General features: G+C 71.6%; 2 protein-coding genes. Both read left to right on the top strand.

Annotation, left to right across the window (positions count from 1 at the left end; translation table 11 throughout):
- Window positions 1-71 precede the first annotated feature (71 nt).
- Window positions 72-7,409: a non-ribosomal peptide synthetase gene (locus NC7_RS12700; protein WP_236573249.1), complete on the top strand. Its 7,338-nt coding sequence runs from the start codon at window positions 72-74 to the stop codon at window positions 7,407-7,409.
- A gap of 62 nt (window positions 7,410-7,471) precedes the next feature.
- Entirely contained in the window at window positions 7,472-24,811 is a 17,340-nt protein-coding gene (locus NC7_RS29085; protein WP_157101967.1) for a non-ribosomal peptide synthetase, read from the top strand.
- Window positions 24,812-24,929 lie beyond the last annotated feature (118 nt).

Genomic DNA, 24,929 nt, shown 5'->3' with positions numbered 1-24,929 from the left:
TCGGCGGTGCAATGTAGCGGTCTATGCTGTGTGCGGTTCGGCCTCGTCGGACGCGAGAGGTGTATTGGTCTGTGGAAAGCCCCCGCCGCGCTGGCCGTGAACGACGTCGAACCGGCGGTCAAGCGCTGTTCGGTCAGTTGCTCACGGCTGCTGTCGAGTCCGCAGCCGATGCGGTCGCGCTGCACTACAACCCGACGGGCATGCCCGGCGCCGAACAGGTGCTCACCTACCGTGAGCTCGACGAACGCTCCTCGCGCCTGGCCAGGGAACTGATCGGTCGCGGGATCGGCGCGGGTGACGTGGTCGCCATCGGCATCTCGCGCTCCGTCGAATCGGTGCTCGCCGTGTGGGCGATCGCCAAGTCCGGCGCGGCCTACGTGCCCGTCGACCCGGCCTACCCGAGCGACCGGATCGCGCACATCGTCACCGATTCCGGCGCCGCCCTCGGCCTCACCACGGCCGCTCATCGGGCGAGCCTCGGCACCAGCCTGTACTGGATCGAGCTGGACGATCCGGTCGTGGCCGAGCGGATCGCGGCCCATCCCGCGCACGCGGTGAGCTACGCCGACCGGGTGCGTCAGATCGACGTGGCCCATCCGGCCTATGTCATCTACACCTCCGGTTCCACCGGCAGACCCAAGGGCGTGGTGGTGACCCACGCGGGTCTCGCCTCGCTGGTCGCCGCCGAACGCGAGAACTTCGGGGTGCGCCCGGATTCGCGGGTGCTGCACGTGTGCTCGCCGAACTTCGACGTATCGGTGCTCGAGCTGCTGCTCACCTTCGCCACCGGTGCCACGCTGGTGATCTCGCCGCCGCGCGTGTTCGGCGGTTTCGAACTGTCGGACCTGCTGCGTCGCGACCGCGTCACCCACCTGCTCATCACGCCGGGCGCCCTGGAATCGGTCGACCCGGCCGGACTGCCCGACCTGCGGACCGTGGTCGTGGCGGGCGACCGGTTCGGGCCGGAACTGCTCGGCCGCTGGGCGAGCGAGGGCCGCGACTTCCACAACGGATACGGGCCGACCGAGGCGACCATCCTCGCCACCAGCACCGCCGCGCTGCATCCGCACGAGCCGATCACCCTCGGCACCGCCGTGCCCGGCATGGGCCTGTTCGTCCTCGACGCACGGCTGCGACCGGTGCCCTCGGGCGTGGTCGGCGAGCTCTACCTCGCGGGACCGGCGCTGGCACAGGGATATCTTGGCAAGCCGGGGCTCACCGCGCAGCGGTTCATCGCCTCGCCGTTCGGGCCGGGCAGGCTCTACCGCACCGGCGACCTGGTGCGTCGCGTGGAACCCGGTGCCACCCTGGAATACCTGGGTCGCACCGACTTCCAGGTGAAGGTGCGCGGGTTCCGCATCGAACTCGGCGAGATCGACAACGCGCTCACCGCCCACCCGGACCTCGACTACGCGGTCACCCTCGGCAAGTCGATGCCGTCGGGCGCCACCGGTCTGGTGTCGTATGTGCTGCCGCGTGTCGGCCGCGCGGTCGACACCGGTGAGCTGGCCGAGTTCCTGGCCGAATCACTGCCCGCGTACATGATTCCGGCCGTCATCATGGTGCTGGACCAGCTGCCGCTGAACGCCGTCGGCAAACTCGACCGGGCCGCGCTGCCGACCCCGGTGTTCACCGCCCGCGGTTTCCGCGCGCCCGCCACCCCCGCCGAGCAGGCCGTCGCCGACGTGTTCGCGGCCCTGCTGTTGCGCGACGGCGCGGGCCGGGTCGGTGCCGACGACGACTTCTTCGACCTCGGCGGCGACTCGCTGCTGGCCGCGCAGGCCGTCGCCCGGATCGGCGCCGCACTGGATGTACGGGTGCCGGTGCAGGCGGTGTTCGAGGCGCCGACCGTCGCCGCGCTCGCCCAGCGCGCCGAACAGCAGCGAACCTCGGCGGGCGCGCTGGCGCTCGGCGCCCGGCCGCGACCCGAGCAGATCCCGCTGTCCTACGCCCAGCAGCGGATGTGGTTCCTCAACCGCTTCGACCCGGCCTCGGCCGTCGACAACATCCCGCTCGTCATCCGCCTCACCGGACGCCTCGACCTGCCCGCCCTGCAAGCCGCGATCAGCGACCTCGCCACCAGGCACGAGGTGCTGCGCACGGTGTACCCGGCCATCGAGGGCATCGACGGGCCGGTCCTGGAAGGCCACGGCCACCAGCTGATCCTGCCGCCCGGCGATCCAAGGGCCGCGGCGGATTTCGAGCTGGTCGCGATCGACGAGGCCGACCTGTCCGCCGCCGTCGCCGACACCGTGCTCACCGGGTTCGACGTCACCGCCGCCCCGCCCGTGCGGATCCGCGTGTTCGAACTCGCCGAGTCCGAACACGTGGTGGCGTGCGTGATCCACCACATCGCCGCCGACGGCTTCTCCTTCGCCCCGCTCACCAGGGACCTGCTCACCGCCTACGCCGAACGACGTGGTGGCGGCGCGCCGCACTGGCCGCCGCTGCCGGTGCAGTACGCCGACTACACGCTGTGGCAGCGCGAACTGCTCGGCAGCGAGGACGATCCGCGCTCGCTGCTCGCCACCCAGATGGCGTTCTGGCGCGACACCCTCGCGGGCCTGCCCGAACAGCTGGAACTGCCCGTCGACCGACCACGACCGGCCGTCGCCAGTCACGAGGGCGACCTGCACCACCTCCAGGTGCCCGCCTCGGTGCACGCGGGTCTGCAGAACCTCGCCCGCGAACACAACGCCACCGTGTTCATGGTGGTGCACACCGCGCTCGCGCTGCTGCTCGCGCGGCTGTCGGGCACCCGCGACATCGCCATCGGTACCCCCGTCGCGGGGCGCGGTGAGCAGGCGCTCGACGAGCTCATCGGCATGTTCGTCAACACCCTCGTGTTGCGCACCGAGATCGATCCGGCGGTGTCGTTCCGACAACTGCTCACCGATGTCCGGGCCCGCGACCTGGCCGCCTTCGGCCATGCCGACGTGCCGTTCGAGCGCCTCGTCGAACTGCTCGAGCCGGTCCGTTCGACGTCACGACATCCGCTGTTCCAGGTGATGCTCACCTTCCAGAACCTGGCCCGCACCGACCTCGCCCTACCCGGACTCACCGTGAGCAGCGGCGATTTCACCGTGCCGATCGCCAAGTTCGACCTGCAGGTGGAGGTCGCCGAACACATCGGTGACGACGGCGCACCGCAGGGCATGGCCGTGTCCTTCGGGTACGCCACCGACCTGTTCGATCGTGGCACCGTCAGCGACTTCGCCGATCGGTGGGCGCGCGTGCTCGCCACCGTGGTCGCCGATCCGGCGCTGCCCGTCGGAGACATCGACGTCCTCGCTCCCGGCGAGCGTGAACTCGTACTGCGCGAAGGCAATTCGCCCGGCATCCCGGTTCCCGAGGTGACACTGGTCGACCTCGTCGGCGCCCAGGCCAGGCAGCGGCCCGACGCCGTCGCGGTGCGGGCGGGGGAGCGGTCGCTGAGCTTCGCCGATCTGTACGGGCAGGCCTCGGCGTTGGCCCGCGCGCTCATCGCCCGTGGTGCCGGGCCGGAAACGCTTGTCGCCGTTGCCGTCCCGCGCACCGAGGAGCTGCCGGTCGCGTTGCTCGCGGTGTTGCTGTCGGGCGCTGGCTATCTGCCGATCGACTCCGGGTATCCGGCGCAACGCCTCGAGTACGTGGTCGACGACGCGAAACCCGCTGTGCTGCTTGCCGACTCGTCGGAATACGACATCCTGCGCACGGCCGGACACGACTGGGCCTCGGCGCTGCCGGTGGTGTTGCTCGACGAGCGCGCCCTGCACTCCGACGCCCCGCTGCACTCCGCCGAGCGCCGCGCCCCGCTGCGCCCGGATCACCTGGCTTACGTCATCTACACCTCCGGTTCCACCGGACTGCCCAAGGGCGTCGCGGTGAGCCACCGCAACGTGCTCGAGCTGTTCGCCAACACACAGGTGCTGTTCAGCTTCGACGTCGACGACGTGTGGACGGTGTTCCACTCCTTCGCCTTCGACTTCTCGGTGTGGGAACTGTGGTGCGCGCTGGCCGGTGGCGCGGCGGTGGTGGTCGTCGACCACGTCACCTCCCGCTCGCCGATCGAGTTCCGGGCGCTGCTCGCCCGCGAACAGGTGACGGTGCTGAGCCAGACCCCCACCGCGTTCGCCCAGCTCGACGAGGCCGACCGGGCCGCCCAGGCGGCCGGTGCCGCCCCGCTCGCGCTGCGCTACGTGGTCTTCGGCGGCGAGGCGCTCGACCCGCGCAAACTCGTCCGCTGGTACGACCGGTACGCGAACAGCCCGGCCGCGCCGCAACTGGTGAACATGTACGGCATCACCGAGACCACCGTGCACGTGTCGCACCTGGCCCTGCCGCCGCAGCCGTCGGCGACCGCGGGCAGCGTGATCGGGCGGGCCCTGCCCGGCCTGTCGGTCGCGGTGCTCGACGACCGGCTGCGTCCGGTGCCCTTCGGCGTCGCCGGTGAGCTCTACATCGCGGGCAACCAGGTGACGCGCGGCTACCTCGGCAAGCCGGGGCTCACCGCCACCCGGTTCGTCGCCGACCCGTACGGCCCGCCCGGATCGCGGCGCTACCGCTCCGGCGACCTCGGCCGCTGGGTCAGCTTCCGTGGCACGCCGACCCTCGAATACGGCGGTCGCGGCGACCAACAGGTGCAGTTGCGCGGCTTCCGGATCGAGCCGGGCGAGATCGAGGCGGTGCTGCTCGGCGTCGCCGGTGTCGGGCAGGCGGCCGTGGTCGTTCGGGCCGACGAACACGCGGGCGACCGGCTGATCGGCTATGTGGTCCCGGTGGCGGGTGCCGACCTCGACCCGCTGGCCGTCCGTGCGACCGTGGCCGAATTCCTCACCGGCTACATGGTTCCCGACGCCGTGATGGTGGTGGCCGGTCTGCCGCTCACCGCGAACGGCAAGCTGGACCGGGCCGCCCTGCCCGCCCCCGAATTCACCTCGGCGACAACGTTCCGCGCGCCGACCACCCCGATCGAGCAGAGCGTGGCCGAGGTGTTCGCCACCCTGCTCGGCGTGCCCGAGGTCGGCCTGGACGACGACTTCTTCGATCGCGGCGGCAACTCGCTGCTGGCGACCCGGGCCATCGCCCGCATCGACGCCGCCCTTGCCACCGATCTGGTGGTGCGCGACCTGTTCGAAGCCCCGACGGTGGCCGCGCTGTCCGCACGAGTGCGTCCCGGCGCGGTGACCAACCCGCGCCCACCGCTGGTTCCGGCCCAGGTGCGCGGCGTCATCCCGCTCTCACCCGCCCAGCAGCGCATGTGGTTGCTCAACCGCATCGACCCGGATTCCCCGGCCTACAACATCCCGCTGGTGCTGCGCCTGCGCGGCGCGCTCGACACCTCGGCGCTGCGCTACGCCGTGGCCGACGTGCTCGAACGGCACGAGGCGCTGCGCACCCGATTCCCGGCCGACGCGCCGGGCGAGCTGCCGTACCAGGAGATCCTGCCGGTGAGCGCGGTGCTGCCGAACGGGCTGCCGATCGAGACCTGCGAGGACCCGGCGGAACGGGTGATGCGGCTGCTTGCCGGTGGTTTCGACGTCACCGAGCGAGTTCCGTTGCGCGCGTGCCTGTTCACCGTGCCCGAGACCGATCCGCTGGCCGAGGAGGAGCACGTCCTCGCGGTGGTGGTGCAGCACATCATCGCCGACGGCGCCTCGCTCGCCCCGCTCGCCCGCGACCTGGTGATCGCCTACCGGGCCCGGGTGGAGGGACGTTCGCCGAGCTGGGCGCCGCTGCCGGTGCAGTACGCCGACTACGCGCTGTGGCAGCGCGCGGTGCTCGGCGACGAGAGCGACGAGAGTTCCACCGCCGCACGTCAACTCGCGTTCTGGCGGACCACCCTGTCCGGACGGACCGGCACCATCGAGCTGCCGCACGATCATCCACGCCCGCCGCAGGCCTCGCTGCGCGGCGCCGATGTGCGAACCACCCTGCCCGCCGACGTGCACGCCGGGCTGGCCGAGATCGCCCGCGAGCACAACGCGTCGCTGTTCATGGTGGTGCACGCGGCGTTGGCCGTGCTGCTCGCGCGGGTGAGCGGTGACACCGATATCGCCATCGGGACGCCCATCGCCGGTCGCGGGGAACCGGAGCTCGACGACCTGGTCGGCATGTTCGTCAACACCCTGACCCTGCGCACCGAGGTCGCGCCCCAGCGTGGCTTCGCCGAATTCGTCGAGACCGTGCGCGAAGTCGACCTCACCGCCTTCGCCCACGCCGATCTGCCGTTCGAGCGGATCGTGGAAGAGGTGGCGCCGACCGGTGCCGTCTCGCACAACCCGCTGTTCCAGGTGGTGCTGTCGTTCCACAACACCGAGACACCGGTTCTTCGGCTGCCCGGCCTCACCATCGAGGCGGTGGACTCGGCCGCCCGCTCGGCCAAGTTCGACCTGCAGGTGAACGTGGAACCCACGCACACCGCCACCGGTGAACCCGACGAGGTGGGCGTCGTGTTCACCTATGCGACGGACCTTTTCGAGGAGCACACCGTCGCCGCGCTGGCCCGCGGTTTCGCCGAGATCGTCACCGCCGTCGCCGCCGACCCGGCGGTGCGGGTGGGCGATATCGATCTGCGCGACGCCAGGGAGAAGGAACGCGAACTCACCGCCGCCGCCTTCGCGCCCGCCCCGTCGGCCAACGGTGCCGCACTGGCTCAGGAACTGGCCGCCGCCGTGGAAGAGGACCCCGACGCGCCCGCCCTCGACCTGGGCGACGCCGAGCTCAGCTACCACCAGTTCGACGCCCGCTCATCACAATTGGCGCGATCGCTGATCGCGCGCGGTGCGGGACCGGGCAACGGTGTCGCGATCCGACTCGACCGGGGCGCCGAGTCGGCGATCGCCGTGTGGGCGGTGCTCAAGGCCGGTGCGGCGGTGGTACCGCTGATCACCATCGACGCGCCGCTGCCCGAGGGGCTGGAGGTGAAGCTGGGACTGAGTCTCGACATCCTCGACCCGCCCGACGGTCTGGACTGGTACGACCTGGCCGACCCGGCCCTTCGTGCCGAGCTGGCCGCCGAGTCGCCACGCCCCATCGGCTACGCCCACCGCACCCGCGCCCTGCGCGGCGACGACGTGGCCTTCGTCGGCGGTGGCCGGGTGCTGGACTACGACGAACTGGCAGGCGCGGCCGAGCGGGTCGCGCAGCGAACGGGCCTGAACTTCGAATCGCGGACCCGCACGGCGGGCAGGCCGGATTCGGTGGCCGGGGTGCTCGAACTGGTTGCCGCCGGAATCGCCGGTGCGGCGGTCGTTCTCGGCTCCGGTGACGACGGCGCCGACGAGGTGAGCCATGTGTTCACCGAATCGGCGGTCGCCGTCGCCGAACCAGGGGAAGGTGCCGGTGCGACGATCGTCGCGTTGAGTGAGATGATCGGCACCGCCGGTCGGTCGCAGCAGCGGCGTGCGGTGGCTGGGATGGATGGATAGGTACGAGGTGCGTGCATGACCGGGCAGCGGCGAGTCGACTCCGGCGATCGGATGGGGCTGTCGTGACCAGGGCGTCGCGGGCGTCCGGCGCCCGAGCCAGGCAGCGGGGCAAAACCCTGCCGCAACTGCTGTCCGTCGCGGTGGAGTCCAACCCGGGCGGGTTGGCGCTGAGCTGGTCCGACGGTGTGTCGGCACCGGTTGGCCTCACCTACGGCGAACTCGACGAGCGCGCCAACCGACTGGCGCGGTTGTTGATCGCGCGTGGAGTCGGTCCCGAGGACGTGGTCGCCGTCGGGATCGGCCGCTCCCCGGAGTCGGTGCTCGCCATGTGGGCGGTGACCAAGGCCGGTGCGGCCTTCCTGCCCGTGGACCCGAACTACCCCCTGGCCCGGGTGTCGCACATGCTCGCCGACGCGGGCGCGGTGGTCGGACTGTCGATGTCGGCGGCCGTGGACCGGCTGCCCGCCACCGTCGAATGGTTGTGCCTGGACGATCCCTCGGTGCGCCACGCCGCCGAGGAGCACTCCGGCGACCCGGTGACCTTCGCCGACCGGGTACGCCCGCTGCGCCTACCGCACCCGGCCTACGTGGTGTACACGTCGGGGTCGACCGGTCTGCCCAAGGGTGTGGTGGTGACCCACGCCGGTCTCGCCGGTTACTGCGCCGAGCAGCGTGCCCACTACGGCATCGAACCCACCTCGCGCACATTGCATTTCGCGTCGCCGTCGTTCGACGCCGCCGTGCTGGAACTGCTGATGGCCGTCGGCGCCGCCGCGACCATGGTGATCGCGCCCGCGGGCATCCTCGGTGGCGCCGAGTTGGCCGAGGTGCTGCGCCGCGAGTCGGTGACGCACATGTTCATCACCACCGCCGCCCTGGCGTCTCTCGATCCCACCGGGCTCGACGAGCTGGCCGTGGTCACCACCGGCGGTGAGGCGTGTCCGCCGGACCTGATCCGCCGCTGGGCCACCGGCACCCGCCGTTTCCACGATTGCTACGGGCCGACCGAAACCACCATCGTCACCAATATCAGTGCGCCACTGGAGCTCGGCGACACTGTGAACATCGGTGCGCCGTTGCGCGGGGTCACCGAATACGTGCTCGACGAACGCCTGGTCCGGGTGCCCGACGGCATGATCGGCGAGCTCTACATCGCGGGCAGCGGGCTGGCGCGGGGTTACCACCGCAGGCCCGCGCTCACCGCGTCGCGGTTCGTCACCGACCCCTTCGACCCGGCGGGCGGGCGCATGTACCGCACCGGCGACCTGGTGCGCAGGCGGCCCGATGGTGCCGTCGAGTTCGTGGGGCGCAACGACTTCCAGGTGAAGGTGCGCGGGTTCCGCATCGAGCTCGGCGAGATCGACACCGTGCTCACGGCGCACGAGGCCGTCGACTTCGCGGTGACCGTGGGCCACGAACTAGACAACGGGACAACGATTCTCGCCGCCTACGTGCACCCGGCGCCGGGTGCCGTGCTCGACGTCGACGCGGTGCTCGCCCACGCCAAGGCGGGTCTGCCCGCGCACATGGTGCCGACCGCGCTCACGGTGCTCGACACCATCCCGCTCACCCCTGTCGGCAAACTCGATCGTGCCGCGCTGCCCGCCCCGACCCTGCGTGCCGCCGAGTTCCGCAGGCCATCCGGTGCGATGGAAGAGCTGGTGGCGGCGGTCTTCACCGACCTGCTGCATCCGGCCGACCCGATCGGCGCCGACGACGACTTCTTCGCCCTCGGCGGCAACTCCCTGCTCGCCACCCGGGTCGCTGCCCGGCTCGGTGCCGAACTGTCCACCCGGGTGCCCGCCGGACATGTCTTCGAAAGCCCAACCGTCGCGGGACTCGCCGCGCTGCTCGAACCACTCAAAGGTGCCGGTGGGCACGCACCGCTGACCCGGCGCGGTCGACCCGAACTGATTCCGCTCTCGCCCGCGCAACAGCGGATGTGGTTCCTCAACCAGTTCGACCCGAACTCCACCGCCGAGACGATCCCGTTCGCCCTGCGCCTGACCGGGCCGTTCGACGCGAACGCGCTGTACGCGGCGTTGTCGGATCTGGTCGGCAGACACGAATCGCTGCGCACCTGGTACCCGGTGTTCACGGGGGACGGCGCAGCGGAGGGCGTCGGGCACCAGGTGATCCTGCCCGCCGCCGAGGCGGTGCCCGAGGTGCTCGTCGACACCCTCGCCGAGGACGAATTGCCGCTCTGGCTGGCCGAATTCGCCGCAACGGGTTTCGACGTGGCGGCCGGGGTGCCGCTGCGGGTGGCGTTGGCCGAGCTCGGCCCGCGCGAGCACGTCGTCGCCATCGCACTGCACCACATCACCGCCGACGGTGCCTCCATCACCCCGTTGCTGCGTGACCTGCTCGGTGCCTACCTCGCCCGGCGCAACCGGTCGCGGCCCAGCTGGGCGCCGCTGCCGGTGCAGTACGCCGACTACACGCTGTGGCATCGCGAAGTGCTCGGCGCCGAGGACGATCCCGGCTCGCTCGCCGCCGCCCAGATCGCCTTCTGGCGCGATACGCTCACGGCCCTGCCGGATCGTCTCGACCTGCCGACCGACCGGCCACGCCCGCCCGTGTTCAGCGGTCGCGGTGCGGAATTCGGCTTCCAGATCCCGGCCACGGTGCACACCGCCCTCGCCGACCTGGCCCAACGCACCGGCACCTCGGAGTTCATGGTCGTGCACACCGCACTCGCGGTGCTGCTGAGCCGGATGGCGCACACCGACGACATCGCCATCGGCACCCCGGTGGCCGGGCGCGGTGCCCGCGAACTCGACGACCTGATCGGCATGTTCGTCAACACCCTCGTGCTGCGCACCCAGGTGGATCAGCGCGCGAGCTTCCTCGAGCTGCTGCGGGCGACCAAACGCGCCGATCTGGCCGCGTTCGCCCATGCCGACCTGCCCTTCGAACGGCTCGTCGAACTGATCGACCCGGTGCGCTCGCAGGCGCATCATCCGCTGTTCCAGGTGGCGCTGTTCTTCCAGAACCTCGACCTGCCGACATTGCGGCTGCCCGGCATGGAGGTGGCGCCGGTCGAATTCGGTGGCACCGTCGCCCGTTTCGATCTGCAGCTGACCATCGTGCCCGGCACCGATCCGGACGAACCGATGGCCGCACTGTTCACCTACGCCACCGATCTGTTCGACGCCGAGTCCGTCGAGCGGCTGGCCGGGCGTTTCACCCGGCTGCTCGCGGCGGTCACCGCCGAGCCTTCGGCGCGTGTGGCCGAGATCGACCTGCTCACCGACGACGAACGGCATCAGAGCATCGTCGCGTGGAACGACACCGCGCACCCCGTGGCGCCGGAGCTCATGCTCGACGCCTATCGCCGTGCGGTGCAGGCACATCCGTCGGCCACCGCCCTGGTGTACGAGGGGGCCGAGCTCACCTATCAGCAGTTCGACGAGCGGGTCAACGCGCTGGCCCGCGTGCTGATCGCGGCCGGGGTAGGACCGGAAAGCCTTGTCGGGCTGGCTGTCCGCCGCTCGCCTGAGCTGGTGATCGGCATGTACGCGGTGGTCACCGCCGGTGGCGCCTATGTGCCGCTCGACCCCGACCACCCGGCCGACCGGGTCGCCTACATTCTCGACACCGCGCGCCCCGCCTGCGTGGTGAGCACGCGCGCCGACACGGCCACCCTGCCGTCGGGGATCGATGTGGTGCTGGTCGACGAACTCGACACCACCGGTGTGTCCACCGAGCCGGTGCGGCCCGAGGAACTCCGCGCGCCCCTGCGCCCCGAGCACCCCGCGTACGTCATCTTCACCTCCGGTTCCACCGGCAAACCCAAGGGTGTGCTGGTCTCGCACGCCGCCATCCACAACCAGCTGGTGTGGATGCTGGCGAAGTACCCCCTGGTGCTGGGCGACGTCTATCTCCAGAAGACCGCGACGACCTTCGACGTGTCCCTCTGGGGCTACTTCCTCCCGCTGCGTGTCGGCGCCACCCTGCTGCTGGCCACTCCCGACGGCCACCGCGACCCGGCCTACCTCATCGATCTGATCGACACCCACCGCGTCACCGTCACCGACTTCGTCCCGTCGATGCTCACGGTGTTCGCGGCCCAGGCCCGCGCCGGACGACCGGGAACCGAGTCCGCGCCGTCGAGCGGGTCGGTACGCGGCGACAAGTCCTCGGGGACCGGCTCGACGCGTGCTCCGCTCTCCCGCCGAACCGGGAATTCCACCGGGTCGGTCGATGATTCGACGTCACCGCCCGCACATGGGCTGGGTGGTCCGGCGTCCGCGGCGCCGTCCGGGGCCGTCGGGGACCGTGTCACCCGCGAGCGGTTGTTGCGTTCGGCGCTGGCCGCGACGTCCGGCCAGAACGCGCAGAGCGAGCCGCCCGCCTGGTCGCTGCGGGCCGTGCGGACCCTCGCCAATCCGCTACCGGGCCCGACCGGCGATGCCGAGCCGGTCAGCTTGTCGACGCTGCGCGACGTGTTCGTCATCGGTGAGGCGTTGCCGCCGGAGACCGTCGATGCCATGGCCGAGGTGTGTCCGGCGCGGTTGCACAATCTGTACGGGCCGACCGAGGCGGCGGTCTCGGTGACCTACTGGCCCGCAAGGGCGGGGGAGCGGACGGTCCCGATCGGCCTGCCGCAGTGGAACACTCGCGTCTACGTGCTCGACGAGCGACTGCGTCCGGTGCCGCCGGGTGTCGCGGGTGAGCTCTATCTCGCGGGCGACCAGCTCGCGCGCGGGTATGTCGCGCGGCCGGGTCTGTCCGCCGACCGGTTCGTCGCCGACCCGTTCGCCGCCGACTTCGGTGCGCCGGGCGGTGCCCGCATGTACCGCACCGGCGACCTCGTGGTGTGGCGCAGGCCGACCGGCGGCGCGCCGCAGCGGCTGGACTACCTGGGGCGGGTCGACTTCCAGGTGAAGTTCCGTGGCCAGCGCATCGAACTCGGTGAGATCGAAACCGCGCTGCTGGCGAACGAATCCGTGAGCCAGGCGGTGGCGGTTGTCGCCGCGACCGAACTCGGCGATCAGCTGGTGGCCTATGTGGTCCCGGCGCCCGGCCGAACCGCGGAACCGGACCGGCTGCTGACCCTCGTCTCGAAAACGCTTCCGGCCTATATGGTTCCGGCCGCGATCACCGTGCTCGACGAGTTGCCGCTCAACCCGAGCGGCAAACTCGACCGCAAGGCGTTGCCCGCACCGCATTTCAGCACCCGGGTCTTCCGTGCCCCGGCCACTCCGGCGGAGAAGCTGGTCGCCGGTCTCTACGGGGAAGTGCTCGGCCGCAAGGATATCGGCGCCGACGACGACTTCTTCGCGCTCGGCGGCAACTCGCTGGTCGCCACCCGGCTGGTCGCCCGCCTCGGCGTCGCCGTCGGTGGTCGCATCCCCGTGCGCACGCTGTTCGAACACCCGTCGGTCGCGGCGCTGGCCGCCACCCTCGATCCGGCCGTCGTCGACGAAACGGTCGACACCGGCTCGCGCCTGGGTACCCTGGCCCGCCCGGCCGAACTGCCGCTGTCTCCGGCGCAGCGCCGCATGTGGTTCCTCAACCGCTTCGACCAGGGCGTCACCGGCGAGGGCACCGCCGCCTACAACCTGCCCTTCGCCCTCCGCCTCACCGGCAACCTGGACGTCGCGGCCCTCACCACGGCCCTGTACGACGTCCTCGCCCGCCACGAGGTGCTGCGCACCGTCTACCCCGACACCGGCGACGGCCCGGTCCAGCGGATCCTGCCCGCCGACGAGGTCGACCTCGCGATCACGGTCCACCGCATCGGGGAACCCGCCGACCCCTTCGCGACCACCAAGCTCCCGATCGTGCATCCCGCCGGTGCCGGGTCCTTCGAGGGTTTCGCCGGGCAGGCGCCTTCCGATGCTCGCCCCGAGCCCGTCGAGGAGCTGGTGGAAGCGATCACCACGCTCGCCTCGACGGCGTTCGACGTGACCGCCGAGGTGCCCTTGCGGGTGCGGTTGTTCGACGTGACCGGCGCCGAACCCGACGCACCGAGGGAATTCGTGCTCGCGGTGGTCGTGCACCACATCGCGGCCGACGCCTCGTCGATGGCACCGCTGGTGCGCGATGTGACCACCGCCTACCTCGCGCGCGCGGCCGGTCACGCACCGGACTGGACGGGTCTGCCGGTGCAGTACGCCGACTACGCGCTGTGGCAGGTGGATCGACTCGGTGCCGAGAGCGACGCCGAATCGCTTGCCGCACAGCAGGTCGCGTTCTGGCGCGCCGAACTGTCCGGCCTGCCGGACCTGCTCGAACTGCCCGCCGACCGGCCGCGCCCGGCCGTGGCGTCGCTCGCGGGCGAGCGGATGCCGGTGCGCATCGACGCCGCGACGCACGCCGGTCTCGCACGCATCGCCGGGCAGACCGGTTCGACGGTCTTCATGGTGCTGCACACCGCCTTCGCCGTGCTGCTCGCACGCCTCGCCGGGACCGCCGACGTCGCTGTCGGCACGCCCGTCGCCGGGCGCGGGGAACGCGAACTCGACGATCTGATCGGCATGTTCGTCAACACCGTCGTGCTGCGCACGCGGTACGACGGTGGCGCGGGGTTCACCGACCTGCTCGCCGACCAGCGCGCTCGCGACCTGGCCGCCTTCGCCGCCGCCGACGTACCCTTCGAACGGCTCGTCGAGGTGCTCGACCCGCCGCGATCCACGGCGCGGCACCCCCTGTTCCAGGTCGGCCTGTCCTTCCAGAACGTGAACCACGCCAGCCTCGAACTGCCCGGTCTGCGCATCGCCCCGGTTGCGGCGGATCTCGCCGTCTCGCAGTTCGATCTGCACCTGATCGTCGGTGACGGGTACGCCGAGGACGGCACCCCCACCGGGATCGAGGGTTTCTTCACCTACGCCACCGATCTGTTCGACGCCGCCACCGTGGCCGGGTTCGCCGAGCGGCTGCACCTGCTGCTCGACGCGATCGTGCGGGAACCGGCCCGGGTGGTCGGCGATGTCGACCTGCGCACCGCCGCCGAGCGGGAGAGCGAGATCGTCAGCGGCGCCGCCGATCTCGCGATGCCGACGGGTACCCTGGCCGACCTGGCCGCCGGTGCCCGTCCCGAAGCGATCGCCCTCGTCGCGGATCTGCCGGAGGGACGCCTCGAACTGACCTACGCCGAGTTCGAAGCCCGGGTGAATCGCCTTGCCCGCCATCTGATCTCGCTGGGTGTTGGACCCGAAACGCTGGTCGCGCTCGCGTTGCCCCGCTCGGTCGACCTGGTGGTCGCCATGTACGCGGTGGCCCGTTCCGGCGGCGCCTACCTGCCGATCGACCCCGATCAGCCCGCCGACCGCACCGACTACATCCTGCACACCGCCGCGCCGATCTGCGTGCTCACCAACGGTTTCCGCACCGACGCGGCACCTGTGGTCCGGGTGGACCACCCGGCGGTGCAGTCGGCCGATCCGGCGCCGGTGACCGACGCGGATCGTCGCGCGCCGCTGCGCCCGGAGAACACGGCGTATGTCATCTTCACCTCCGGGTCCACCGGTCGGCCCAAGGGTGTCGCGGTTCCGCACGCGGCCGTGGTCAACCAATTGCAGTGGCTGCGCGCCGAATTCGCGACGACCGAAGCCGACGCCTTCCTGCTGAAGACCCCGGCCACCTTCGACCTGTCGGTGTGGGAGTTCTGGTCGGCGGCGGTCTGTGGTGGCCGGTTGGTCATCGCCGCACCAGACGGTCACCGCGACCCCGCCTACCTCGACGCGCTCGTCGCCGACGCGAACGTCACCACGCTCACGGCGGTGCCGTCGCTGCTCGATGCCCTCGTCGGGTACTGGGAGGCGAGTGCGCCACCGCTGCGCCGCGTCCTTGCCATCGGTGAAACGCTGCCCGCCGCCTTGGCCCAGCGACTGCTGAACGCCCTGCCGGACACCAGGATCGACAATCTCTACGGGCCCACCGAGGCGGCCGTGTCGATCACCGACCACCGGGTGAGCGCCGCCGACACCGAGACGGTCCCGATCGGCACCCCCGAGTGGAACAGCCGCGTCTACGTCCTCGACGAGCGTCTGCGGCCCGTCCCACCGGGTGTCCGGGGCGAGCTGTATCTCGGCGGAGTCCAGTTGGCCAGGGGCTACCTGCGCAAACCCGCGCTCACCGCCGAACGGTTTCTCGCCGACCCCTTCCAGCCCGGTGCGCGCATGTACCGCACCGGCGACCTGGTCGCCCGCAGGTCCGCCGACGACGCGTTGAATTACCTGGGCCGCACCGACTTCCAGGTGAAGGTCCGTGGCTTCCGGGTGGAGCCAGGTGAGGTCGAATCAGCCCTGCTCGCCCTGCCCGAGGTCGCCCAAGCCGCGGTGCTCGCGCGCAGCGACTCCCACTACGGCGACCGTCTCGTCGCCTATCTGGTGCCGACGACACACACCGACCCGGACCGCACCGCCGCGGCCGAGCGCGCTGGCACGGACCCAGTCGCCCGTACCGGCGCGACCGTCGGCACCGCCGCGTCGGAGAATGTCGCGCACGAGGAGGCTCCCGGAGCACCCGAGGGCGTCTCGCGGAACCGACGCGGCGTAGCAGGCGGTGCGGTCGCTCGGCCCGAACTCGATGTCGCACAGGTGAAGTCCGCGCTGCGGGCGAAGTTGCCCGCGTACCTGGTGCCCGAGGCGTTCGTCGTGCTCGAGGCCCTGCCGCGCACCGTCAACGGCAAACTCGACCGACATGCGCTGCCCGCCCCGGTGTTCGAGGCGGCCGCGTTCCGGGCGCCGTCGACGCCGACGGAACAGTTGATCGCCGGGGTCTACGCCGACATCCTCGGCGCGGACGAGGTCGGCGCCGACGACGATTTCTTCGCCCTCGGCGGTAATTCACTGCTGGCGACCCGGGCGGCCGCGCGCATCGGCGACGCGGTGAACCGCGCGGTGGGTGTGCGCCTGCTGTTCGAGGCGCCGACGGTCGGTGAACTCGCCCTGCGGGTGCACCGCGCCGACGAGTTGTCGGCCGCCCGCCCGGTCGCGGGACCGCGCCCGACGCGGGTGCCGCTGTCACTGGCCCAGCAGCGCATGTGGCTGCTCAACCAGCTCGACCCGGACGCGACGGTCTACAACATCCCCGCCGCCATCCGCCTCACCGGCACCCTCGACCTGCCCGCCCTCCAGGCCGCCGTCCGCGACCTGTTCACCCGCCACGAGGTCCTGCGCACGCGCTACCCGGCGGCCCCGCCCGCCTCGGGAACCGCCGGTGAAGCCACCGCCGCGCCACTCGGGCCCGTGCAGGAGGTGCTGGCGCCGGGAGCGGTCGACCTCGACCTCACGCCCGTCCCGGTCACCGCCGACGACGTGCTCGCCGAGGTCAGGTGCACCGCTTCCACCGGGTTCGATGTCACGACCGCCCCACCGGTCCGGCTGCGTCTGCTGCGGCTGCGCGCCGACGAGCACGTCCTGGTGTTCGTCGCGCATCACATCGCCGCCGACGGGTTCTCGATGGGCCCGCTCACCAGGGATCTGGTGCTCGCCTACACCGCGCGCACCTCGGGCGCCGCACCCGCGTGGACGCCCCTGCCGCTGCAATACGCCGATTACGCGGTGTGGCAACGGAACACGCTCGGTGACGAGGCCGACCCGGCGTCGACAGCGGCGGGTCAGCTCGCCTACTGGACCACCGAACTCGCCGACCTCCCCGACGAGATCGACCTGCCTACCGACCGGCCGCGCCCGGCGTTGCAGTCGTTCGCGGGCGCCACAACGGTTTTCGAGATCGACGCCGATCTGCACGCCGGTGTCGCCGCGCTGGCACGCCGCGAAGGCGTCACCGTGTTCATGGTGGTGCAGGCCGCGCTCGCCACGCTCCTTGCTCGCCTGTCCGGCACCGACGACGTCGCCATCGGCACCCCGATCGCCGGGCGTGGTGCGCGCGAACTCGACGATCTGGTCGGCATGTTCGTCAACACCCTGGTGCTGCGCAGCCGTATCGCGGGCGACGAACCGTTCACCGCGCTGCTCGCCGTCACCCGCGACACCGACCTGCGCGCCTTCGCCCACGCCGACGTCCCGTTCGAGCGCGTGGTCGAGGCGGTGCGACCGGCCCGCTCGACCAGCAGGCACCCGCTGTTCCAGGTGGCGCTGTCGTTCGAGAACCTCGCCCCGGTGACCGTCGACCTGCCCGGCCTCACCGTGCGGGCCCTCGACGCCCGCACGGCCGACGCCAAGTTCGACCTGCTGCTCACCGTGCGCGAACAGCAGCGCAACAGCGGCATGGTCGCCGAATTCACCTATGCCACAGATCTGTTCGACGAATCGACGGTGCGGACCCTCGGCGCCCGGTTCACCCGGCTGCTGACGGCCGTCACCGCCGACCCCACCGTTCCCGTCGGCGACATCACCCTGCTCGACGACCAGGAACTCGGCGCGCAGACCACCTTCGCCGGGCCGTCCGCCGCGCCCGCGAAAACCCTCGCCCAGCTCATGGACGACGCGGTCCGGGCCAACCCGTCGGGTATCGCGCTGCGTGGCGACGGGCGCGGCTTCACCTACACCGACCTGGACGCGGCGGCCAACCAGCTGGCCCGCGCGTTGGTCGCGCGCGGCGCGGGCCCGGAAGTGCCGGTGGCCGTCGCCATCCGGCGATCGGTCGAATCCGTGCTCGCGGTGTGGGCCATCACCCGCACCGGTGCGATGATCGTGCCGATCGATCCCGGTTATCCCGTCGACCGGATCGCGCACATGGTCGCCGACTCGGGTGCGACACTTGGCGTCACTCTGGCCGCCGAACTCGGCGAGCTACCGCCGTTGCCCGCCGCCGGTGGCTGGGTGGCGCTCGACGACCGGGCGTTCACCGCCGAGGTCGCGGCCAATCCCGGTGTCGCACTGCGGGAGATCGAACTCCTCGGGACGGCCCGCCCCGAGCACGGCGCGTACATGATCTACACCTCCGGGTCGACCGGTCTGCCCAAGGGCGTCGTGGTCACTCACGCCGGTGTCGCCAACTTCCGCGCCGAACAGGTGGACCGCTACCGCCTCGACAAGTCCACGCGCGCACTGGCTTTCGCCTCGCCGTCGTTCGACGCGGCCATGCTGGAACTGCTGCTCGCCGTCGGCGGCTCCGGCACGCTCGTCGTCGCCCCCGCCGACAGCGTCGGTGGTACCGACCTGGCCGAACTGATCCGGACGGAAGGGGTGACCCATGCCTTCCTCACCCCGACCGTGCTCGCCACCCTCGAACCCGAGGGCCTGCCCGACCTGCGCGTCCTGATCGTCGGCGGCGAGCACCTGCCCGCCGACCTCGCCGCCCGCTGGGACGCGTTGCCGAACCGCCACCTGCACAACGCCTACGGCCCCACCGAGGCGACCATCGCTGCCACGATCAGCGCACCGCTGCGTGGTGCCGACGTGCACATGGGTGGCCCGATCCGTGGCGTCCGGGCCCTGATCCTCGACCCGCGCCTGCACCCCGTGCCCGAGGGCACCACCGGTGAGCTGTACGTCGGCGGTGTCCAGCTCGCGCGCGGCTACCATCAGCGCCCGAGCCTCACCGCCGCCCGCTTCGTCGCCGATCCGCACGGCCCGGCGGGCGCGCGCCTCTACCGCACGGGTGACCTCGTGCGCCGTCGTGGCGACGTGCTGGAGTTCGTGGGCCGCAACGACTTCCAGGTGAAGATCCGCGGCCTGCGGATCGAACTCGGCGAGATCGATGCCGTGCTGGCCGCGGCACCCGGCGTCGGCTGGGTCACCACGCTCGGGCGCGACAACGGCGCCGGATCGACCATGCTCGTGTCGTACGCGCACGGAACCGACCTGGACCCCGCCGAGCTCACCGCCACCGCCACCGCGGCACTGCCCGACTACATGGTGCCCGCCGCGATCGTCGTGCTCGACGACCTGCCGCTCACCCCGAGCGGCAAACTCGACCGCGCCGCCCTGCCCGATCCGGTCCTGCACCGCCGCGAGTTCCGTGCACCGCGCAGCTCGGCCGAACGCGCCGTCGCCCGCGTGATCGGCGAGGTACTCGGCCACGACCGGGTCGGCCTCGACGACGACTTCTTCGCCCTCGGCGGCGACAGCATCACCGCCATCCAGGTGGTGTCGCGGGCCGCCGACGCGGGTGTCACCCTGCGCCCGCGCGATCTGTTCGCCGCGCGCACCGTCGCCGCGCTCGCCGAGCGAGCGCAACTCACCGCCGAGGCGACCACCCGCACCGGTGCCCTGCCGTTGACCGCCACCGCCGCCCAGCTCCTCGAGGCGGGGGAGCGGGCCGTCGAACCACGCGCGCTGCTGCTCGACGTGCCCGCGGACTGCCCCGACGAGGCCGTCGCCGCCGTCGCGGCCGCGGTGATGAACCAGCACCCCATGCTGTGGGCGGTCCTCGACCGCACCGAAGCCGACCCGGTGCTGCGCATCCCCGCACCGGAGGAGCGCACCGGTGGCGCCTTCCGACGGCTCGCCACCGAGGACGGCGAGGCCTCGCTGCCCGTGGACGACATCGTCGGCGCCGCGGCCGCCGCGCTCGACCCCGACGAGGGCCGCAACATCCACTTCATCCTCACCGGCGACAGCCCGTCCACGCTGATCGTGGTCGCCAACGCGCTGGTGCTGGACGAAGTGTCCTGGCGTGCCGTGGTCGACCAGCTCACCACCGCGTGGAGCAGGCGCAGGCACGCCGCGCCCTCGGCGCCGGACGCGGGTCTCGGTGATCTGATCCGCCTCCTCGCCGACTACCCGTCCTCGCCGGCCGCCCGCGCCGAGCGCGAGTACTGGCACCGCGCCGTCCGCGCCAGAACGGCCGATTCCGGCGACCTGCGCCAGCGCCGCCGGGTATCGCTGACGATCACCGGCGAGGGCACCGCCGCCGTCGGCACCGTCGCCGAGGCCTACCGCGCCACGGTCGACGAGGTGCTGCTCACCGCCGCCGCCCTCGCGTCGCAGACCGCCGCCGATACGGCCGCCGTCCGTGCGATCGGCGGAATCGTCCGGTTGCGCGCCGACCAGCGGGTCCTGGCCCGATACGACGCGGACAACGTGGTCGGCGGGTTCACCACCGACTACCCGCTCGCCCTTCGCCTCGACGGTGTCGACCTGGCCGACGCGCTCGTCGGCGGTCCCGCCGCGGGCACGGCCCTGTCCCAGATCAAGGAACTGTGCCGCACGGTGCCCGCCCGAGGGGCGGGTTTCGGGCTGCTGCGCTACCTCGACACCGACCACGCCGACACCGTGCGCACCGTCGACCGAGGTCGCTTCGCGGTGCGGCTGCGCGACCTGCGTCCCGCCCGCGTCCACACCGATGTGGCCGTCGACGATCTGGTCCTCGTGCTCACCGTCGACGCCACCGACGACGGTATGGTCGCCCGCTTCGACTACGCCGCGAGCGTTCTCGACGCCGATGCGGTGAAGTCCTTCGCCGAGCACTGGATCCGCGCCCTAGGCGGCCTGGCCGAACACGGCCTGCGCCCGGACGCGGGCGGATTCACGCCCTCGGACTTCGGCCTGGTCCGGCTCGGCCAGACCGAACTCGACCGCCTGGTGCGCCGATACCCGCTGCTCGGCGACATCTGGCCGGTGACGCCGCTGCAGTCCGGCATGCTGTTCCACGCGCTGCTGGCCGAGAACTCGGTCGACCCCTACATCACCCAGTTCGTCCTCGAACTCGACCCGGCCGTCGACACCGACCGCCTGCACACCGCCGCCCAGACCGTGCTCGACCGGCACGACAACCTGCGCGTCGCCTTCGTCACCGACCCGTCGGGCACCCCGCTACAGGTGGTCCTCGACGACGTGGACGTGCCGTGGCAGGTGATCGACGCCGACGACACCACCTACGAGCGGATCCGAAACGCCGACCTGGCCAAGCATTTCGACATGGCCACCGCGCCGCAGCTGCGCTTCACCCTGGTGCGCACGCCCAGGCACGCCCACCTGCTGGTGACCAGCCACCACATCCTCATCGACGGCTGGTCGATGCCGCTGCTGCTGCAGGAACTGCTCGCCGCCTACACCGTCGGGCGCACCCGCCGCCTGCCGAAACCGGTGCCCTACCGCGACTACCTCGCCTGGCTCACCGAACAGGACCTCGACGCCGCCCGGCAGGCCTGGCGCGGCGCGCTCGCCGGACTGGCCGAGCCGACCCCGCTCGCCCCGGTCGACCAGGGCCGCGAAATCGCCTCGGGCACCGGCGAAACCGGTTTCGCGCTCACCCCGTCCGACACCGCCGCACTGACCCGTCTCGCCGCCGACCTCGGGGTCACCGTGAACACCGTCGTGCAGGCGGCCTGGGGGCTGCTCATCGCCCGCCTCGTCGACCGCGACGACGTGGTGTTCGGCGCCACCGTGTCGGGCAGGCCCGCCGCGCTGCCCGGCGTGGAACGCATGGTCGGCCTGTTCCTCAACGCCATCCCGGTGCGGGTGCGGGTGCGGCCCGACCACACCGTCGCCGAGCTGCTTCGCGCACTGCAGGACGAACAGGCCGCCCTGTTCGACTACCACTACCTCGGCCTCGGCGAGATCCAGGAGATCGTCGGCGTCGACGCGCTGTTCGATTCGCTCGTGGTGTTCGAGTCGTTCCCCGTGGACCGCGCGGCGATCGACCGGGCCGCCACCGGGTCCGCCACGGTCACCGGTCTCGACGCGACCAACGGCACCCACTACCCGCTCACCGTGCAGGTGGTGGCGGGTGAGCGACTGCGCGTGTCGGTGAAGTACCTGCGCGACGTGTTCGACGCCTACGCCGCACACGTGCTGGCCCAACGGTTCTCGCTGCTGTTGGCCCGCTTCACCGCCGACCCGAAGGCCCGCCTCGGCGCACTCGACGTCCTGCTGGCCGACGAACACGGCACCCTGTCCGCGCTCAACGCCACCGACGCGCCGGAACTGCTCGACGAGGCGACGCTGCTGTCGCTGTTCGACGCCCAGGTGGCCCGCACGCCCGACGCGGTCGCGGTGATCGACGGGACCAACACCTACACCTACGCGCAATTCGACGCCAGGTCACGGAAACTGGCCGGTGCGCTGAGCGCGCTCGGGGCAGGCCCGGAGGTGCTGATCGCGATCGCCATGCGGCGCGGCATCGACCTGCTCACCACCGTCTACGCGGTGTTGCGGACCGGCGCGGCCTACGTCCCGGTCGACCCGGATCATCCGGCCGAACGCACCGAACGCGTGCTCGCCACCGCCGCACCGCTGTGTGTGCTCACCACCACCGGCACCGGATTCCAGAGCGGCACGAAGGTCGTCGAGATCGACACGCTGGCCCCGGCGTCCGCACCGCTGGCCGTGCCCGCGCCGGACAACCTCGCCTACGTGATCCACACCTCCGGTTCCACCGGGAAACCCAAGGGCGTCATGCTGACCCACCGTCAGCTCGTCGCCCAGTTCCGCTGGGCCCAACGCACCCACCTGCACAGCCCCGGCGACGTGGTATTGCACAAGACGCCGGTCACCTTCGACATCTCCACCTGGGAACTGCTGTGGCCGTTGCAGACCGGCGCGGCCGTGGTCATCGCCCGGCCCGACGGACATCGCGACGCCGACTACCTCGCCGAGGTCATCACCGAACACTCGGTCACCACCGTGCATTTCGTGCCGTCCATGCTCGACGCCTTCCTCACCGACCGCCGCGCGGGCGAACTGCCTTCGCTGCGCCGGGTATTCGCGGCCGGTGAGGCACTGTCGGCACCGACCGCGCAACGGTTCGGTGCGGTGCTGCCAGGAGCCGACCTCGTCAACTGGTACGGCCCGGCCGAGGCCACGGTCGTCACCTCGACCGAAGTGACCCCGGGAGAGCACATCTCGATCGGCACGCCGGTCGCCAACACGCGCGTCCACGTGCTCGACCGGCACCTGCGACCGGTGCCGCCCGGCACCGCGGGCGAGCTGTATCTGGAAGGTGTGCAACTGGCGCGCGGGTATCTCGCCGCGCCCGCGCTCACCGCCGAACGGTTTGTCGCGCATCCGGGGGGCGGCAGGCTCTACCGCACCGGCGACGTCGTCCGTCTCGGCGCCGAGGGGACGCTGGAATACCTGGGGCGCAGCGACTTCCAGGTGAAGTTGCGGGGTCAGCGCATCGAGCTCGGTGAAGTCGAAGCCGTCCTGCGCGGGCACCCGGCGGTGCGGCACGCCGCCGTCGCGCTGGTCAGCGGTCCGACCGGTGACCGCCTCGTCGGCTACGTCGTCCCCGTCGAGACGCGCGCCGGGATCGCGGGCGCTGCCGCCCCGGCGGCGGGCTACTCCATCGAAAGCGGCGCCGCCGCACCGGTATTCGACGAGGCCGAGCTGTTGTCCTACGCCCGCACCGCGCTGCCGTCGTACATGGTCCCGGCCACCCTGGTCGTGCTCGCCGCCCTGCCGCTCAACGCCAGCGGCAAACTCGACCGCAAAGCACTGCCCGCGCCGACGGCGACCACCCGGCCCTACCGGCCGCCGACCACGCCGCTGCAACGCGCGGTCGCCGAGGTCTTCGCCGAGGTGCTCGGGGCGGGCAAAGTCGGCCTCGACGACGACTTCTTCGAGCTCGGCGGCAACTCGCTCGTCGCGACGAAGGCCATCAGCAGGCTGCGCACCCGCGTCGGCGCCGACGTGCGCGTGCAGTGGTTCTTCAACGACGCCACCGTCGCCGCCCTCGCCGAACGCATCGACGCCACCCAGACGGGCAGCGGTGACTACGACCTGGAATCCGACGACGCCCTAGGCGTGCTGCTGCCCATCCGCAACCGCGTACCGCACGGCACCGAAGCGGGCGGCCCCCTGTTCTGTGTGCATCCGATGTACGGCCTGGCCTGGTGCTATGCCGGGCTGGCACAGTACATCCCGGCCCGCAGGCCGATCTTCGGCTTGCAGTCGCCCGCGCTCAGCGAGTCGGGCTACCTGCCGGGCACCCTCGCCGAGATGGCCCGCCGCTACGTCACCGAGATCAAGGCGGTCCAGCCGCAGGGCCCCTACCGGCTCATGGGCTGGTCGCTCGGCGGTGTCCTCGCCCACGCCGTCGCCACGGAACTGCAGGCGGTGGGTGAACAGGTGAGCATGCTCGCCATGCTCGACTCGCACCCCGACATCGACGTCCCCGATTTCCACACCGCCGTGCGCGACGCGCTGGCCGAACTCGGTGTCGACCTGAGCGCCGCCGTGGCCACCACCGGGGTGCGTGAGCTCAGCGACGAGGCGCTGGCCGCGCTGCACGCGATCATCCCGGCCAACATGGCCGTGCTCACCCCGGAACGGGTGCGCCGCATCTATCGCAGCGCGGTGCGCTCGGCCGAGCTGATCGCCGAGCACCGCCCCGCCGTATTCCGGGGCAGGCTCGAGTATTTCAGTGCTCTCGGGCACGAGCGGGCGGCCGCGAACTGGGCGCGGTATGTCGACGGCGAAATCCGCGATCGACCCATCGCGGTGGTGCACGATCAAATGACCTCACCGCAGGCGCTCGCCGAGATCGGGCCACGGCTGGCCGAGCTGCTCGACGCGGGTGACCGAGCGAGCGGGGTGCGGTGAGACCGCTGTGGCGGATGCGGCATGATGTGACCGCGCTGTTGTAACGATTACTACTGTTGTATCGAGTGCATAACCCGTATGGTTCTGCCGTGGTGCAACTACGCCCCGGGCGACCGGG

Origin of the sequence: Nocardia caishijiensis NBRC 108228 (assembly GCF_001612825.1) — a bacterium.
Taxonomy (GTDB): Bacteria; Actinomycetota; Actinomycetes; order Mycobacteriales; family Mycobacteriaceae; genus Nocardia; species Nocardia caishijiensis.
This window is presented reverse-complemented; position numbering and strand designations above follow the sequence as displayed.